The sequence below is a fragment of the Ewingella americana genome, from assembly GCF_006438725.1.
In the GTDB taxonomy this organism is placed as follows: domain Bacteria; phylum Pseudomonadota; class Gammaproteobacteria; order Enterobacterales; family Enterobacteriaceae; genus Ewingella; species Ewingella americana_A.
Window position 1 is genome coordinate 16,826 of sequence record NZ_RCZD01000003.1, and the last position, 15,689, is coordinate 32,514.

18 protein-coding genes and 1 pseudogene are annotated in these 15,689 nt (G+C 46.8%); 15 read left to right on the top strand and 4 right to left on the bottom strand.

What is annotated here, in order from left to right; all coding sequences use genetic code 11:
* Positions 1–103 precede the first annotated feature (103 nt).
* From EAH77_RS05960 to EAH77_RS05970, 3 genes are all read right to left on the bottom strand, one after another.
* Entirely contained in the window at positions 104–736 is a 633-nt protein-coding gene (locus EAH77_RS05960; RefSeq protein WP_140470902.1) for a hypothetical protein, read from the bottom strand.
* A gap of 122 nt (positions 737–858) precedes the next feature.
* A complete protein-coding gene (locus EAH77_RS05965; protein WP_140470903.1) occupies positions 859–1,257 on the bottom strand; it encodes a putative zinc ribbon protein in 399 nt (132 codons plus the stop codon).
* Between the two features lie 118 nt (positions 1,258–1,375).
* A complete protein-coding gene (locus tag EAH77_RS05970; protein WP_140470904.1) occupies positions 1,376–1,582 on the bottom strand; it encodes a helix-turn-helix transcriptional regulator in 207 nt (68 codons plus the stop codon).
* Between the two features lie 321 nt (positions 1,583–1,903).
* Between EAH77_RS05970 and EAH77_RS05975 the strand changes: the two genes are divergently transcribed.
* Positions 1,904–2,224, top strand: a complete 321-nt coding sequence (locus EAH77_RS05975) for a hypothetical protein (RefSeq protein ID WP_140470905.1) — start codon at positions 1,904–1,906, stop codon at positions 2,222–2,224.
* A gap of 52 nt (positions 2,225–2,276) precedes the next feature.
* On the opposite strand, the gene EAH77_RS05980 is transcribed toward EAH77_RS05975, so the two are convergent.
* Entirely contained in the window at positions 2,277–2,912 is a 636-nt protein-coding gene (locus tag EAH77_RS05980) for an inovirus Gp2 family protein (RefSeq protein ID WP_140470906.1), read from the bottom strand.
* A gap of 930 nt (positions 2,913–3,842) precedes the next feature.
* Here EAH77_RS05980 and EAH77_RS05985 point away from each other — a divergent pair.
* The 14 genes and pseudogenes from EAH77_RS05985 (at position 3,843) to EAH77_RS06060 (ending at position 15,190) form a co-directional block, all read left to right on the top strand.
* The gene (locus EAH77_RS05985) at positions 3,843–4,832 is read left to right on the top strand and encodes a hypothetical protein (protein ID WP_140470907.1); all 990 of its coding nucleotides are present in this window, start codon (positions 3,843–3,845) and stop codon (positions 4,830–4,832) included.
* A gap of 81 nt (positions 4,833–4,913) precedes the next feature.
* A complete protein-coding gene (locus EAH77_RS05990; protein ID WP_140470908.1) occupies positions 4,914–5,522 on the top strand; it encodes an EcsC family protein in 609 nt (202 codons plus the stop codon).
* Positions 5,523–5,557: 35 nt separating this feature from the next.
* A complete protein-coding gene (locus EAH77_RS05995; protein WP_140470909.1) occupies positions 5,558–6,379 on the top strand; it encodes a DUF932 domain-containing protein in 822 nt (273 codons plus the stop codon).
* Positions 6,380–6,489: 110 nt separating this feature from the next.
* A complete protein-coding gene (locus EAH77_RS06000; RefSeq protein WP_140470910.1) occupies positions 6,490–7,227 on the top strand; it encodes a DUF3944 domain-containing protein in 738 nt (245 codons plus the stop codon).
* Positions 7,228–7,259: 32 nt separating this feature from the next.
* Positions 7,260–7,949 carry a helix-turn-helix transcriptional regulator gene (locus tag EAH77_RS06005; protein WP_161985776.1) on the top strand — a complete coding sequence of 230 codons (690 nt, stop codon included), beginning with the start codon at positions 7,260–7,262 and terminating at the stop codon, positions 7,947–7,949.
* 10 nt (positions 7,950–7,959) lie between these two features.
* Positions 7,960–8,406 (top strand): hypothetical protein, encoded by a 447-nt coding sequence (locus EAH77_RS06010; protein ID WP_140470912.1) that lies wholly within the window; start codon positions 7,960–7,962, stop codon positions 8,404–8,406.
* Positions 8,407–8,700: 294 nt separating this feature from the next.
* Positions 8,701–9,150 carry a JAB domain-containing protein gene (locus EAH77_RS06015; protein WP_140470913.1) on the top strand — a complete coding sequence of 150 codons (450 nt, stop codon included), beginning with the start codon at positions 8,701–8,703 and terminating at the stop codon, positions 9,148–9,150.
* 12 nt (positions 9,151–9,162) lie between these two features.
* Positions 9,163–9,471: a TA system toxin CbtA family protein gene (locus EAH77_RS06020; protein ID WP_140470914.1), complete on the top strand. Its 309-nt coding sequence runs from the start codon at positions 9,163–9,165 to the stop codon at positions 9,469–9,471.
* Positions 9,468–9,977 carry a hypothetical protein gene (locus tag EAH77_RS06025; RefSeq protein ID WP_140470915.1) on the top strand — a complete coding sequence of 170 codons (510 nt, stop codon included), beginning with the start codon at positions 9,468–9,470 and terminating at the stop codon, positions 9,975–9,977. Before EAH77_RS06020 ends, EAH77_RS06025 begins: the two co-directional genes overlap by 4 nt.
* A 288-nt stretch (positions 9,978–10,265) precedes the next feature.
* Complete coding sequence (gene rfaQ, locus EAH77_RS06030) at positions 10,266–11,438, top strand: putative lipopolysaccharide heptosyltransferase III (protein ID WP_140470916.1); 1,173 nt, start codon at positions 10,266–10,268, stop codon at positions 11,436–11,438.
* On the top strand, positions 11,435–12,661 hold the full coding sequence (locus tag EAH77_RS06035) for an O-antigen ligase family protein (RefSeq protein ID WP_140470917.1): 1,227 nt from the start codon (positions 11,435–11,437) through the stop codon (positions 12,659–12,661). Before rfaQ ends, EAH77_RS06035 begins: the two co-directional genes overlap by 4 nt.
* 139 nt (positions 12,662–12,800) lie before the next feature.
* A pseudogene (locus tag EAH77_RS06040) lies at positions 12,801–13,641 on the top strand (DUF4942 domain-containing protein).
* A 637-nt stretch (positions 13,642–14,278) separates the two neighbouring features.
* On the top strand, positions 14,279–14,539 hold the full coding sequence (locus EAH77_RS06050; RefSeq protein WP_140470918.1) for a helix-turn-helix domain-containing protein: 261 nt from the start codon (positions 14,279–14,281) through the stop codon (positions 14,537–14,539).
* 294 nt (positions 14,540–14,833) lie between these two features.
* Positions 14,834–15,190 carry a type II toxin-antitoxin system HicB family antitoxin gene (locus tag EAH77_RS06060; RefSeq protein WP_140470919.1) on the top strand — a complete coding sequence of 119 codons (357 nt, stop codon included), beginning with the start codon at positions 14,834–14,836 and terminating at the stop codon, positions 15,188–15,190.
* Positions 15,191–15,689: the final 499 nt, after the last annotated feature.

A 15,689-nucleotide genomic window follows, 5' to 3' on the forward strand; every position in this document is an offset into this window, starting at 1 on the left:
CCCGGCGGTAGTCATTGGGCGGTTTTTCCGATGAATAAGAAGATTGCAATACGATTGGAAGTGTTAGGGCTCAGGCCACCCAGGATAGTGGGGAAGGGGGCACTCAAGGCGGGGTCTGACCCCACAAGTTGTAAAATGCGAAGAACACATATTCCTCAATCAGGTTATGCAGATTCGGTGTTTTCGCCAGGTGTGCGTTCAGTAGCAACACCCGGTGATTTACTTGTTCAACAGTGTGAAGAGAAGCCTCATGCTGCACTGGTGCCAGCAGAGCAAGGTATTCCGGATCGTTCGCCAGCAAGCCGTAAAAGTAAGCGAGCGCAAACCTCTCCAGATACCAGGGTTCATCGTAAAAATGTGAACTTCGCGCCAGCAAGTCATCGCTGAGCTCTGACCATCCCAGCCTTTGACATTCTGCTCGCAGCAATGAGAAGTAGAATTGCGGGCTCTGTATGAAATGTTCAGGCCGCTGGTGTCTAGCCGCTGCATCGTGCGAGACCAGATTATCTGACTTCTGCGTCTGTCTAAGAGTGAGCAGGTGAGCGATGAAAACCGGTGCGATAATCTGACAGGTGTGACGTCGCTGTTCAGTAAAACCACACTGATACACCCCAAGCCTGAGATAGGGCCTTAAGGCCTGCACCGGTTGTCCCGTTACGGCATCGACCACGCGATAGCTATCAAGTATGTGTTGATAGCACTTCTTTAAAGCCGTAATTGCATGAGCATTAGGCATCGTGATTTCTCTTTATTTTTTTGCTGAAAGAGGAGTTGGGTGACTTGAGCTTTTGATGGCCTGAGTAATGAATTTGCGTCAGGCCAGCGCAGTGAGAGCTACTGAAATACAGATAACTCATTTCAAGTGGCGGAGGCAGTTTCAATGCTGTAGATGCCTGTCTGGCAATGCGTACAGTATTTCTCTGCATGGTAGTCACTTCTGCATTTTGTGCAGTACCAGTCGCCTTTCTGGACCACGGGCTGTGCTTCTGGAACGAAGCGGCGTAAAGCGCTGACTCGGGCCATCTCTTCTGCATCGGCAGTGAGGTAGGGGCAGTCATGGAGTTTGTGAACTAATGTCGTCCGTGTCGTTTGTTGGATGTGTTCAAACCAAGGATTCTTTCCGTTCTCTGGCGTGTGGAGTTTCATGAGAGCCCTACACAGATGGCAACGGTATTGGTCGTTAGGGGCTAATTGCGCCTTTGTTGCAGCCATAAGCTGCCCATTGCTGTTGAAGGCAATAAATGATTTTGCGTGCATGTTTCTACTCCGGTGCGCCAACTTGCAGACGTGCGAAGTCCGTCCCTGTATGGGCAGATATCAGTGCGGCTGCAGTCGGCGGGATTAACTCAGGAAGGGAAGCTGAAGGGTCTCGTGCTTACGAGCGGGACTGGGAAATGCACTGCTGTACCCATTGTTCTACTTCGCTTTTTAGCCAGCGGGAGCTGCGGCCCAGTTTGATGGGCTTAGGGAATTTATCTTGCTGGATGAGTTTATAAAGCCATTTGTCGGTCATGCCGGTGTAGGTGGTAATCGCAGCCATGCTAATCATCGGATCATCGAACAGTTCAGTCGTGGTAGTCATGATGTTTTTCCTCTTCGGTGGGCTGTAGTGAAGAGCATGCGGGAACGCAATGTGTAGTAACCGGCATCTCTACATATAATGTCCATCCGGGTAAAAATTTACATTTGATACACAGGCCTGCTGTAAAACCTGCTGGTGTTAACTTAGATGCTTAGCTAATCGCTGCTGGGGGAGTCAGAGAGGGTTATAAAAATTAACAATGTGCATTCAAAGACATTCAAAATGAGAAGTTTGTCGTTTTTTTTGCCATTCTGGTGAGTTGAAATACCAAGCTGCGCCACCATGACATGCTCACACAGTAAACGACATGGAAATCCAGCAATGCATATTGATCTTCTCATTACCCGACTGAAGGCTGCCCTACCTAGCATTACTAATGAAGCGATGGCCCAGGAGTTCCTCAACAGCCTTTCTGAGTTCGACCAACTGGCGATTTTCTCAGCGTACAAAATCGGAAACGCCCATATCAGTTATCACCGTTTGATGCCTGAATATGAAAATGTAACCCGAAGCCTAGAGGGTTACATTCCTGTGGCGAACTTTGCCAAAATGCTCTACGAAAAGCGCCTTGTGATGAAAAACAGCATGGAAACGTTTATCCGCTGCACTGATGGCTCAGGCTTCAACCGCGACAATTTCTAAATCAAAAGCCGCCAATAGCGGCTTTACTATCTGTTCTCAGTCCTATCCCTTTTTAACGTCGTTGACTGCAGCCGAATGAACGTTCGACTCTGCTGTAGACTTTACTTCTTTCTTTGGCAAAGTATCTGAGTCGACACATTAGGCTGTTATGCACTTTCTCGAAGTCTGATGCGTTTATGTTTAGGTAATACAATGGGTTTTGAGGGAAATGGACGAGTGTGTGGTATTCAGATGCAGATTGCATTGCCAAGGCACTGCACCATGCTTCCTGGATCAGCGAGCCGAGGTTATCGCCTTCACGGGTAAAGTGTCCCAGGCTTGCAAACGTATCGTTATTGACGAACAGAACTGCATGGTAATGCGGTTTGCTATCTTGGCTTAGTTCTCGTACCCATGCGTAATGGAGACTTGATGAGTGAACTCGCAGGCCCTGCTTCTCTTTCCTTGTTTTGAGTGCCTGTATTTTTGCTTTAAGCGACTCAATGAAGCGAGACATCAGGCCCTGCTCAATATTAGGTAAACATTGCAGCGTATCGCCAATATCACGGTATTCTGGCAGGCGTAGTATTAGAGTAACGGCCATGGTTCGGCGATGTCTTTCTAGTGCTAGATGCGTAACGTCCGTAAGTTTGGAGAGATAGGTTTGATTGTAAGGGGGGTGACTATCGTTGGTGGCGTTATAATTCATGTGTGTTGCTCATTAAAATAGCTCATTTAAGATGAGTCAAGCATACCCAATAGCGGATGCTGCAGCAGTGTATGGGGAATACGCTTGATGTCTTTTTGTGGTGTGACGTTAATCTCTGAATGTATTTGCGTCACTCATTTCACACGATATTCGCAGGAAGTAAAAATCAACTCACACATATAGGGAAACCAAAGGCTCTCGTTACAATCCATCGCAGTGCTTTTGTATTTACATGGTTGGTGGCTAACTGAAAAAAGATGCTGAGTGTATTGCATTGAGTGTATATTACAAATCAGACAATTTAACGATTGAAAGTGCATATGAATTCTGATGATTTAAAGCGTTTTATTACATTTATTTACTCTGAAGTTATCAGTTTAACCATGGGTTCAGGGTCGCGTTATAATTACTTTAACAGTAATAACATATTGCTTTTACACAAGTATGATAGTCTTGACGTGCTTACTGAAAAGTTCATTGAGCCCGTTATCCATATCCATTATAAGGAATGCACCGCTAGCCTGACCACCAAGAAGGATTACTCATGAGAATGCGTTTCAGAAATACTTGGCAGTAAGGTGATCTTGTATTGATGATATTCTACTGAACTCAATAAATAGGGCTATCATGTGAAATATTACGTACATTAGTCGATGCCACATATAAAATTGAAGCAGGCCGATGAGCACTGTTTAATCATGAGCGGAGTTCTAGCAGATAACTACGCTATCGTTATTCCCTGGCCATATGAGGCATCATTTATAGCAATAAAGTTATAGGCACTTCTATTAATACGGTACTGTAAGCAATGATGGGGTCGTGTTTTGGTGAGGGTAAGGGAATGTTCACGCCTTGACCATAAATCACTTGATTTTCTGGCGGCCGGTGGGTACTTTGTACAACAACTTACATCTAATTTGTACGGTTTATATGAAAATAAAATTATATAAAAATGACTTTGAGTTTATTACAACAGACAAGTCAATGTCATCTAATTTAGTAAATATAAATAAATGTCTTGATAAAATATCAGTTTTGAAAACAAAATATAATCTTTATTTTTATAATAAAGATATTCTTGAAATGCATGATGCCTTATCAGAAATCAAAACGGGATTATTGTTATTAGATGAGTTTTCCACCGATAAAAATCATGATGACTACCTAAAAGAAATTACTCGCTTGCGGGGTATTTTATGGCCACTTATTGAGCAAAAAGAAAATATTTATAACTCCTTGTTATTACATTTTTTAAAATTAAAAGCAAAGCACAAAACCATCACGGCACTTAGATACTCTTTTTCATTAAAAGGAAATGATACGTTCATTACATCTTCAATAACACCCAGTTACATCACAAATACGGCTTTGAGTCTTAGTGGAATACTAAAGAATTTTCTTAACCGCTCAAGAAACAGAGTGGTGCAAAATAAAATTTGTGGTTATTTTTGGATGTGGATGAGAATGCCTAATGGATTACCTTACTTACATGTTAACTTTTATGTAAAGGAGCGAGGGTTTAATGCCAGGCTTCCGAATGATATTATCCAGCTTTGGTTGGAATGCTCACGTGCAAAGGGGGAAGGTATTTATTTTTCCATTAGCCATGATTTTGGCAATTCAGAAGTACATGCGGGTAAAACAATCTCAATTCAATCAAGGAGCCTTACGGGGCACAAAAACGGCCCTGCCGATATTATTGCCTGTGATTATAACTCCACAATAATGTCATCGATTCATAGTCAATATAAATTCGCAGCAGATCCAAGTGATGCTACGCAATTTCAAAAATACCTCGATGTGGTTTCTCGAGAAAATTATGCACTTAATCTCATTCCATCAATTGCTCTTCCTGTGCAATCTGGAAAAACGGGTAAGTTGCAAAAAATACATAGCTACGGTCTTTCCCAACTTAAATAAAAAAACTATAAACCTATATCACCTTCTCGAACCCAGCCACGGTAGATCACCGTGGCTTTTTTATTCGTGACAAGGTGATTTATGCATGATGATGACATTCCATTTAGTACCCTTTTCAGTTGGCTCGATAGCTTATACCTCCAGGCGATTAAAGGTGGGTTAGGCACTGATTCCGCAAAAGTACTGGCACACCACTATCTGACCGTGTTTACCGATACCCAACATGCTGCAGAAAACCTGGTCATTTGGGAATCTAGCAAAGCCGCAACCAGTGGATTCATTACCGGTCTGGGTGGTGTGGTGGCCTTACCCGTGTCGCTGCCCGTCGGCCTGACAGGTCTGCTCTTTATTCAGTTCCGCATGATTGCTGCTATCGCCATCCTTGGTGGTCATTCACCGGATGATATCCGCACACGTCATCTTATTTATCTATGCCTTGGTGGCAGCGTAGCAAAAGAGTTGCTGCATAACGCTGGTCTTCATCTTTTGAGACAGCTTTCGTCGGCAGCGCTGGAGACTGTGACTGAAAAGGCGGTCACGACATTGATGACGCGGATCACAACTGGCGTTGCTGCTGGCTCCGTTGCCCGTCTGCTTCCTTTGGTCGCGGGCATAATGAGTGGTGGCATGGACTGGGTGCTGGTTCGTTCATCAGGTGCACTAGCTTGCGAAGTTTTCCTCTCTGAATAACACCCCATCCTCTAAAACTCATACAAGGATAAACCATGACACGTCTCGCATCCCGCTTTGGGCGGGTGAATTCCGTTCGCCGTGACCGCCCGTTAACCCATGATGAACTGGCACAGTATGTGCCCAGCGTCTTCAGTGATAGCAAACATGAGTCCCGCAGCGAAAGGTATACCTGCATTCCGACCATATCCCTGCTGGAAAATCTGCAGTGTGAAGGTTTTCAGCCTTTTTATGCCTGCCAGACTCGTGTTCGTGACCCGGACAAACGCGAACATACCAAGCATCTACTCAGGCTCCGTCGGGAAGGCCAGATCACTGGTCAGCAGGTGCCGGAAATCATTTTGCTCAACAGCCATGACGGCTCGAGCAGTTACCAAATGCTGCCAGGGCTGTTTCGTGCAGTTTGCGCCAACGGACTGATTTGTGGAGATACCTTTGGTGAAGTGCGCGTGCCACATAAAGGTGACGTTGTTGGCCGGGTGATAGAGGGAGCGTATGAAGTTTTGAACGTGTTTCAACGCGTTGAAGAGCAACGCGAAGCCATGCAGTGCCTGAATCTGTCCGCACCGGCCCGTCAGGCCTTTGCTCATGCGGCTCTGAACTATCGCTACGGCGAAGAACACCATCCTGTCACCGAGTCTCAGCTCCTGACCGCCCGCCGCTGGGAAGACAGGCAGGATGACCTATGGACGACCTACCAGCGTGTACAGGAAAACCTGATAAAAGGTGGTTTGACAGGGATTTCCGCAAAAGGTAAGCGGGCACATACGCGAGCGGTAAAGGGTATCGATGGCGATATTAAGCTCAACCGTGCGTTATGGGTGATGGCCGAGCAGATGTTGCAACTCTCCTCATAACGCCTCCTTTTTGGCATTTTTTCAAAAAAATAAATCGACCGGCGGACATCACCTGTCCACCCGCTTCGTTACGTTACTCGGGCTAACTATCTGGCAACATGGAGAACGTAATGGCGATTTATCGCGCAGATCCTGATTTGTTTTTTCTCGCACAGTGTCATAACGATGACCTGGAACTTCTGGTTTCCTTGATGACGCACGACCCGAAAGATGGCTCGCTGCGTTGGTCAGAAACCTTAACCGGTTCGGATGACTACAAGCGCTATTACCCCAACCACCAGCAGTACTGGCAGGGCATTGTGGCGGAGGTACAGACCTTCGGTGCGAACAGCCTTGCCAGTGTACTGCGTCGGGGTAAAGGCGTGGCGTACCGCGAAGTCCTGTGCGATGCCTGCGATAAAATGAAGGTGAACTACAGCAAAAATGCCAGCACGGAAAATATCGAACTCAATATGCTGCTAAAAGTTCTGGAGAAAAGCTTGTCTGATATGTCACCTGATGAACTGAAAGAGTTTGCCAGCGGCATGGAGATTGAACTCACTAATCCGACGCCTGAACTTATCCTGATGGCAATACAGACAGCCATCAGGGCATCAGGCTTTGCCGCTTACAAAATGACAGTCGTTATTGTAAGCACTGTAGCGAAAGCACTGCTGGGGCGAGGGTTGCAGTTTGGTACCTACGTGCTGCTAACCCGCTCTATTAGCGTGTTAGCGGGGCCGGTCGGATGGGCGTTGAGCTCACTCTGGCTAGCCACCGATTTAGCTGGACCTGCTTATCGGGTCACCATTCCCGCCTGTTTGCTTATCGCTTACATGCGGCAGAAGGCGCTTTATCTCCCGGCATGACGCCTCTATTGAGCAACCAAGGAACGATGCTTATGTCTGAAGACAGCGTGTCCCACGACAGTTTGGCTGTCCGACTGACTCTGATTATCAGTCGGTTATTAATGGGAGAGTCGCTTTCCATTAGTGTTTTAGCAAAAGAGTTTAATGTCTCTACGCGCACACTGAGGAGGGATTTTAATCAGCGGTTAATCTATCTCGATATTGAACATCGGGAAGGTATTTACCGACTGGCGCAGTCTCTGCCTGGGCACCGAACGGACGGTGACATTATTCACTTTGCCAGAGTGACGCACATGGCGCAGTTTTTCCCTGGATTGGACAGCAAGCTATTGTCTATCTTGTTGAATAAAAATGAGGGGTCACCTTATGTAGTCTACCATGCACCGCCTAAAAATATGCCCACGCTCTTTGGCGGTTTTTATCGGATCACTCAAGCCATTATGGACAGTGTCATAATTAGTCTGAATGTACAGGGGGTTCAGTACCATCAGCTTGCGCCTTACCGACTTATTTATTACGAAGGATATTGGTATCTCGTTGGGGAATATAACCTCACCATTCAGGTTTTCTTATTATTCCACATTACCGATGTCACATTAAGTAGAAAGCGTTTCGTTAAGAAACCTACAATCACGGAACTAACAATGGAAGTGGATTTTATTATGTCTCTTCCTCACTTTCAATTTGTACGCAACTTGCTTTTTAATTTAAATAAAAAATAAGGAACCAAATATGAAGCGTTTAATTATCGCTGCCGTTATATGTGCAACTTCAGCCTCAGCATTTGCTTTTGGTAGTCGCGATCACTGGACTACGTCATATGAGCAAGGTACAGATCAGTATGTTATTACGGGTACCGGCAATTCCCGGCTCTATATCTCCTGCACCACTGAAGATAATATGTTTGTTCAATACACCGATGCAGCAGGCCGTCAGTTAAGTACCCTAGACCCAGGCGGTAAGTTGTACGGTGTCGTTGACAGAGACAACCTGATGACTATCAATGACTCAGCCTCTCCCCTCGGTGCTGCACAACTCAAACTCTTCTGGAAACGCCTGAGAGAAGGTCAACAGGTCACCATCAGTTCTGCGGGTATGCTGACAGGGAAATTTACTCTGAAGGATGCAGATAAGGTCTTGCCTGAGATAGCTAAGTCTAATTGTCATACAGGACTTTAATTAAGGGTATAAAGCAGATTGAATATCTGCTTTGTTGAATCATTGAAAACCCTAAAGGGAATATTAATACTTCGTATTAATAGCCATCATAAAACCTCCCTTCCTAAAGGTTTCCCTCCTTACGGATTGTTTACCATAGTATATGTCTCACCGAAGTAAATAAATACCGCATAACAACATGACTGACGCCCCTGCATGTAGGGGCGTCAGTCTTATGCCGTTTTTTAAAAACCCTTTTATCCCAACAAGCCGCCATCTCACGGGATAGCGGCTTTTCATTTATTGGAGTTAGCCATGCAATATCAAACCCACCAGCGCGTGATCCAGATGGCGCTGACCCTGCTTGAAAAACAGATGAAGCAGAAGCCCCTTGGTTTCAATTCAAGCGCGGAGACGTTGCAGTATCTGCGTTTGCAACTGGAGCAGCTCGAACGTGAGGTATTTATGGTGCTGTATCTGGATAACCAGCACCGGCTTATCACCAGTGAAATCAGCTCACAGGGCACCATCAATGCCACTTCGGTTTATCCGCGAGAAATTATTAAGGCCGCACTTTCTCATAATGCGGCTGCAGTGATACTGGCACACAACCATCCGTCTGGCATGGCTGAACCCAGTAATGCGGACCGGGCGGTGACAGAGCGCTTGATCGCAGCACTATCTCTGGTGGATATCAGGGTGCTGGATCATGTCGTCATCGGACACGGTGAATCCATATCTTTCGCCGAACGTGGCTGGCTATAAGGAAAGGAAAAGATGAATTCAGAACTTAACCCAGTGCCACCGGTAATAGCCTGGCAAACCTTGCTGACTTATCTGTTCCAGCAACATTATGGCCTGACGTTAAACGATACCCCGTTTTGTGAAAGTCGGGTCATCCAGGAGCATATCGATGCGGGGATATCGCTTGCGGATGCGGTGAATTTTCAGGTTGAGCGCTATGCGTTGATACGAACAGACCGCAGCGGTTTCTCATGGGAACAACCCTATCTGAACAGTGTTGATATTCTGCGTGCCCGACGAGCTACTGGCATATTTCTTCAAGCGAAGGAGGAAAGATCATGATCGACAATATTGTTGCCAGCTCTGGCGTTTATCATATCCAACAACTGCAGGAAGCCGAACCGGAGGTGTGGCTCGATTTATGTCGTGCTGCGACACAAGCTCAGCGGCAGATACGGATGGAGTCGCAGACTACCGGGCATTCTTGTCTGACTATCTGTGAACATTCAGGTAATACGCCGCTGCGTTTCGACGACAGTTTGATTGGACTGGGCGTCATTTCCTTCAACGGATGTCGCGCCCGTCAGCAGGCTGGGGATGCCTTTATTCTGACCCGTGGTATGCGGCAGATAACGGAGTATTGCTGTAATACCGATAACCAACCTTACAGCTTCCTGGTCAGGGTGATGCTGCTGCTGGCTAACCACTATTGTCCCGGTACGTGGCAGTTCATCACGGATATCCTGGAGTCTGACTGGATACACAGTGCTGGCTGGATCACTCAATATCTGAACATTACCCTCTCGCCGCTTAATCCCCCTTCCCAGATATACCCCTTCAGTGAGTAATGAATTGATCGTTTTAACCGATCGGTCTGATCTCATTGATCTGTACAACCAATTATCTTTTTGTTTCACCTGCCGATAAGATCGCCACGGGTTATTGAGTATCGCAAGTGCTTGTCTCGTCGACATTTTGCACTGGCTTACATCCCGCCGACACCAGGCAATATCACAGGGGAGGTCAGGTCAACCTGGCTTTCGCTGTTCACTTCAACGTCATGCAAATGACGTAAATCCTCATTATTTCGATTCCTGTCGGAAGGACTTTCTTTGCACATTTTTTGAGATGACGGAATGAATACCGAAAAGAAAATCAGCTACGAAATAACGTTTAATCACAACCTGCCAAACCGTGACCAGCCGATACGTATCCTGGTGATAAAACTCCGTCACTTTGGCGACGTATTACTGACCACGCCGCTAATCAATACGTTAATGGCCAATTATCCACACGCCCTGATTGACGTGCTGGTCTATGACGGCACCGAGGTGATGCTGGCAGGTAACAAAGGCGTCTATCTCACCTATACGGTCGACCGGTCGCTGAAAAAGCAGGGGCTAAAGAAACAGCTCCGTGGCGAGAAAGCACTGCTAAACAGTCTGGGGACCGGGCATTACGATCTGATACTCAATATGTCGGACCAATGGCGTGCGGCATTTTACTGCTACAAGCTCAAACCTACATTCAGCATTGGCTTTCGTTATCCCAGGCGTAATAACCGTTTATGGCTGTTCTGCCACTCGGCGCTGGTTGATACTGACCTGCAGCCATCGCGGCATACTGTGATCAACAACCTCAGTATTCTTGAGCCGCTCGCGTTACCCGTCATATGCAGTGACGTCACGATGTCATACCGACAAATGGATATTGATCACCTTGAATTACTCTGCCGAAAAATACCACTGACCGACTATATCGTTATCCAGCCAACGGCTCGGTGGGCTTTTAAAAACTGGTCGCTAACCTCTTATAGCCAACTGATTGACCACCTGATGCAGCGCGGGGAAAGGGTTGTGATAACGGGCGGACGTTCTGAGGAGGAAATCAGTAGCATCCGGCAAATTCTCAACGGATGTCTCTACCCTGAGGAGATTATCAATCTGGCGGGTAAGCTGGATATGCCTGAGCTGGCGGTGTTGATTGACCGTGCCAAACTGTTTATCGGCGTGGACTCTGCACCGATGCACATGGCTGCCGCGCTGCAAACGCCTTCTGTTGTACTGTTTGGCCCCAGCAATCTCAAACAGTGGCACCCCTGGCAGGCTCCTCACACCCTGATATGGGCGGGGAATTATCGTCCTCTGCCTTCCCCCGATGACATTAATACCGATACGCCCGAACGCTATCTCGATGCGATCCCGGTTGCCGATGTCATTACTGCCGTTGTGCGGCGTCTGGGTGCGGTTCAACACCCAGCTATAGCGAACAAATCTCACCACTTTTCATCTGAAATGAGTCAATCATGACCCTACCTGTACCCATTCTTGAATCTCAATCTGGACACTACCGCGTCGGCAGACTGTTTGGTTTGACGGCATTTTTATTGGGCGTGTCGTTACCGGTTTCGAACCCTCTGATGAATCTTGCCCTTGGGTTGGTTCTGCTTTGTGTTTTATGGCAGTGGGATCTACGAAACATGAAGGCGCTAATCAAGCACCCGCTGGTGTGGTTGCCAGCGCTGATGTTTACGCTGCTGGCATTCTCACTCTTTATACAGCCTCATGCCTATGGCGCTGAGATGGTGGGTAAGTACAAAAAGCTGCTATTTGTGCTGCCGCTGGCGCTGTTCTTCCTGCAGGTGCCAGCAACGATAAACAGATTCGTGAGCGGATTTCTACTGGCCAATGTGGTGATATTGCTGGTTAGCCTTGCTGTGGGTCTTTTCCATCTACCGATAGGCCATTTAAATCCTCTGAATCCCACCGTTTTTAAGCTGCACATCACCCAAAATTTCTTCATGGCGCTGGCAGCGCTGCTTTGGTTGTCGCGGGCTTTTTCTCATCGAGGAATGAAACGCTGGGGTTATGCTGCACTGGTCGGCGTTGCCAGCTATGTCGTCCTATTTTTGGTGCTGGGTAGAACCGGTTATGTCGCGCTGGTCGTCGGACTGGGCGTATGGCTACTCTTATCTTTGGGTCTACGCCAGCGTCTGGCCGTGATGGCTTTGGGGCTGGGAGTGATTTGCGTGCTGGCTTTCGTCCCTAACCGGGCGACGGAACGAGTCGCACTGGGGGTGGCAGAAATACATGACTGTCTGGTGGTAGCTGATGGTGATGCTTACGATTCCTGCAAAACATCGATGGGACAGCGTACGGCTTTCGTAGGGGAATCACTAAGGCTGATTAAGCACGCGCCGTGGTTGGGTAATGGGGCGGGGAGTTTTTGGTACGGTAATCCCGAAACAGGTTACCACGTCAACAATCCACACAATCAGTACCTGTTGGAGACGGTGCAGTCAGGCCTGGTGGGGCTTGCTCTGTTCTTACTCTGGATGCTGTATTGCTATCGCGAATCCTGGCGGCAGCCGGTACCGGTTCGCAATCTGATGGTCGCGATACTGAGTGCCTATATGGCCTGTCACTTATTCAACTCCTTCTTACTGGACTCCGCCGAAGGCCATCTGTTTATGGTGATTGCCGCCATGCTGGCTTCTAAATCCATAGGAGCAAAGGCGAATAATTACCCGTAAATATTGAAGAAAAATAAATCCATTTCATCGATCGAGGGGCTTCACGGCCTCTCGCTTTTTTATTGGTTGTCCTAAACGAACTCCATCCGGGCTGTCACCTTGGATTAGCTCGTTTGCTTACAGATACGGAAAACACATTATGCAGACAGAACCCGAAGTATTAACTGATCATGCTGAGCTCATCTGTTCGACCAATATTGAGCGCATCATTTCCGGGCGTAACGCAGCGCTGGCACAGACTGAAGCCCTTATCTGCCAGCTTGAAGGCATCTCGGCAGTCACCAGCAGCATTGGCGGTGGTGTTGCAAGAGACTGGGCCATGCGACAAGACTTCCGCTGCGGCTGCTGGCTGATGGAGAAAGCAGAAACGGCAATGAAAGTGATCACCCAAAATCTTGATCGCAGTATATGGCGAGATTTAATGCTGAAATCAGGGATGCTTAGCTTGATGGACGCCCAGGCCCGGGAGCAGTGGAACAAAAACCTTGAGGGGGATAATATTCCTGCCATCAGTGAAGCCAACATACTTAGTACCTTTGAGCAACTACATCACAGTAAACTGGAGGTATTTGAGCGGAGTATTATCAATGTTTTTAAAGGGCTGTCATGGGATTACAAAACTAACAGTCCGTGCAGTTTTGGAAAGAAGATCATCATCAACAATCTGGTGACTCACAATCGTTGGGGGCTACAGTCTGAACTGGGGCTGGCGTCGTGACCAACTGACGGATCTAGAGCGGATGCTCTTCCTGCTGGATGGCAAACCTATTCCTGACAACCGGGGGGGGGGTGTCACTACCCGACTGATGGATCATGTCAGTTTACAGAAAGCATCGCATATCTACGAGGACGACTACTTTAGTATTCGTTACTTTCATAAAGGCACGGGGCATATCACCTTTAAAAGACCGGACTTGGTTGATAAGATGAACTACATCGGGGCGAAACATTTCCCTTCCATACTGCCTTCTCGCACCTAAGTTCGAATCTCTGATTTGCTATGAAATGAGATTGAGGGTACAAATGAGGGTATAAAATTTATCAAATATAAATTAATTTATATTTATCATGTAAATAACACAATACATCGATTCCGGTAGTCGCACCATCTTCAATAAGATTCACCACTTACACTTCTGCCTTATTCCACTTTTTGATAGTTAAATTTCCCCTTTAAAAGCCTTAAACCCTGGTTTTTAGGATCTTCAAACCTTCCTGGAACCCATCTCGCAACTTCAACGACTTACTTGGTTAGTCCCTGAGATTTCCGATATAATCGGCACTGCTGCGGCCCAATCCGCAGCCGGGTTTCGCAGCCTGACTCTTTTAGGAGATACACCCTTTCGCCAGTGGCGTGGGGCGTGTCAAAGCCTTTGCTCACCTATGTAAAAGTAGCCTCAAGCTATATTTACATATCAATGGTGGCTCAGGCGGGGCAGCCTTCGGGCTGGCCGGTGTCCTAGAAGGCCGGTACTGCGAACTCCGTCTGGGCTACCACCAAAGAGTTTCGCAGCTCCCGTGGTAGTGGTAATGCTTACTTCTAGGAACGCGAAAAATGAAAACCTCTCACAATCCCACTTTCTTACCGTTCTGCCACTCCGTTACCGGAGGTGCGAAATGAAAACCAAACCCGACTGGCATCAGGCCGACATTATTGCGGCGTTACGCAAAAAGGGCACCACGCTGGCGGCAGTTTCCCGCACTGCCGGGCTGAGTTCTTCGACGCTGGCGAACGCGCTTTCACGCCCCTGGCCGAAAGGTGAAACTATTATTTGTCTGGCTATCGGCGTTGAGCCGCAAAAGGTCTGGCCGAGCCGCTATTATGACTCGCAGGGAAATTTGATCCCCCGCCCGCAGCGTGCACCGAATAAAGGCTAAATAAGATATTCAGGCGACGGAGAAGAACTCTGCCGCCTGTGAATTCCTTACATAAAGAGATCTTTTAGATTCAAATGAATACTGTGACGTCATGCATTGACGTCTGGGAATGGATGCCAATATTAGTTAAAAATCTGAACAGCAGGAATAAGAAAGCGCTCGCGGATATCTTTCATATGCCAGTTAAGTCGGACATTGACTGGAACGATGTGGAAAGATTGGTCAAGGCGCTTGGCGGGATAAAGGTGCTGTAGCAGATCTTCGTGAATGGTTAGATAAAATAGGGGTAAATCCATGAAAGCTAAAAACGCGAATACCATGACCATCGATGGCCATGAAGCGGTGATCACTTATCAGGCTGAAGGTCGCGCATTTCGTGGTAAGTTTTTAGGGTTCACCGGGCATTGCGATTTTGTTTCAACCAGTATTGATGGGCTGGAGAAAGAAGGGCGCATCTCACTGGCTGAATATATTGAAACGTGTCGGGAAGAAGGGATTGAACCGTTCGAAAAAGAAGAGAAAACGCGTTCTTTTACTCTTCGTTATCCTGAGTCGCTTGAGCCTGCGTTGAAAAGTGCCGCCGAGGCCCGTGAAGTGTCCCGCAACCAACTGATTGTTGATTTACTCCAGCAGGAATTACATCGCGCATAATATACAATCGCCCGCCACAACGGCGGGTTATTGAATACCCTCATTATCTTGCTTCTTCAATTAACTTAAAATTCACGCATTACTCTGTTAATTATATAAACCCCCCTTCATATATCCTTCTTAAAAAAATAGCCCACCAGACGACTTGATAGTGGTGAAGGTTTTTATCACTGCCCTAACTCTTATTTTTAGTCGTAAAATATGCACAATGTAAAATTAACAGTACAAAAAATAATTGGAAAGCCATTTCAAAACAGGTTCTTTTTAGATTTCATGATCATAGCCTGCATAACTGTGCTGGTCATTATTTAACGTTATTGCGGATTAATGGTATGTGCATTTTTGAACTAATTTTAGTTATAGGCTAATCAATGAGATGAAATAAAAAGACTGGCGTCTCTATTATTTCATGGAAAGAAATGATGACGGTAGTTTATCCAGTGTGTCGCTTAAGGCTATTTGATATTAGTAGGATCCCTAACCATTCTTCGGGAGGCAA

Coding starts and splice junctions, on each gene's coding strand:
- EAH77_RS06060 (WP_140470919.1), top strand. CDS start 14,834: ATGAAAGCTAAAAACGCGAATACCATGACCATCGATGGCCATGAAGCG.
- EAH77_RS05965 (WP_140470903.1), bottom strand. CDS start 1,257: ATGCACGCAAAATCATTTATTGCCTTCAACAGCAATGGGCAGCTTATG.
- EAH77_RS06005 (WP_161985776.1), top strand. CDS start 7,260: ATGTCTGAAGACAGCGTGTCCCACGACAGTTTGGCTGTCCGACTGACT.
- EAH77_RS05960 (WP_140470902.1), bottom strand. CDS start 736: ATGCCTAATGCTCATGCAATTACGGCTTTAAAGAAGTGCTATCAACAC.
- EAH77_RS06010 (WP_140470912.1), top strand. CDS start 7,960: ATGAAGCGTTTAATTATCGCTGCCGTTATATGTGCAACTTCAGCCTCA.
- EAH77_RS06035 (WP_140470917.1), top strand. CDS start 11,435: ATGACCCTACCTGTACCCATTCTTGAATCTCAATCTGGACACTACCGC.
- EAH77_RS05975 (WP_140470905.1), top strand. CDS start 1,904: ATGCATATTGATCTTCTCATTACCCGACTGAAGGCTGCCCTACCTAGC.
- rfaQ (WP_140470916.1), top strand. CDS start 10,266: ATGAATACCGAAAAGAAAATCAGCTACGAAATAACGTTTAATCACAAC.
- EAH77_RS06050 (WP_140470918.1), top strand. CDS start 14,279: ATGAAAACCAAACCCGACTGGCATCAGGCCGACATTATTGCGGCGTTA.
- EAH77_RS06025 (WP_140470915.1), top strand. CDS start 9,468: ATGATCGACAATATTGTTGCCAGCTCTGGCGTTTATCATATCCAACAA.
- EAH77_RS06015 (WP_140470913.1), top strand. CDS start 8,701: ATGCAATATCAAACCCACCAGCGCGTGATCCAGATGGCGCTGACCCTG.
- EAH77_RS05995 (WP_140470909.1), top strand. CDS start 5,558: ATGACACGTCTCGCATCCCGCTTTGGGCGGGTGAATTCCGTTCGCCGT.
- EAH77_RS05970 (WP_140470904.1), bottom strand. CDS start 1,582: ATGACTACCACGACTGAACTGTTCGATGATCCGATGATTAGCATGGCT.
- EAH77_RS05980 (WP_140470906.1), bottom strand. CDS start 2,912: ATGAATTATAACGCCACCAACGATAGTCACCCCCCTTACAATCAAACC.
- EAH77_RS06020 (WP_140470914.1), top strand. CDS start 9,163: ATGAATTCAGAACTTAACCCAGTGCCACCGGTAATAGCCTGGCAAACC.
- EAH77_RS05985 (WP_140470907.1), top strand. CDS start 3,843: ATGAAAATAAAATTATATAAAAATGACTTTGAGTTTATTACAACAGAC.
- EAH77_RS05990 (WP_140470908.1), top strand. CDS start 4,914: ATGCATGATGATGACATTCCATTTAGTACCCTTTTCAGTTGGCTCGAT.
- EAH77_RS06000 (WP_140470910.1), top strand. CDS start 6,490: ATGGCGATTTATCGCGCAGATCCTGATTTGTTTTTTCTCGCACAGTGT.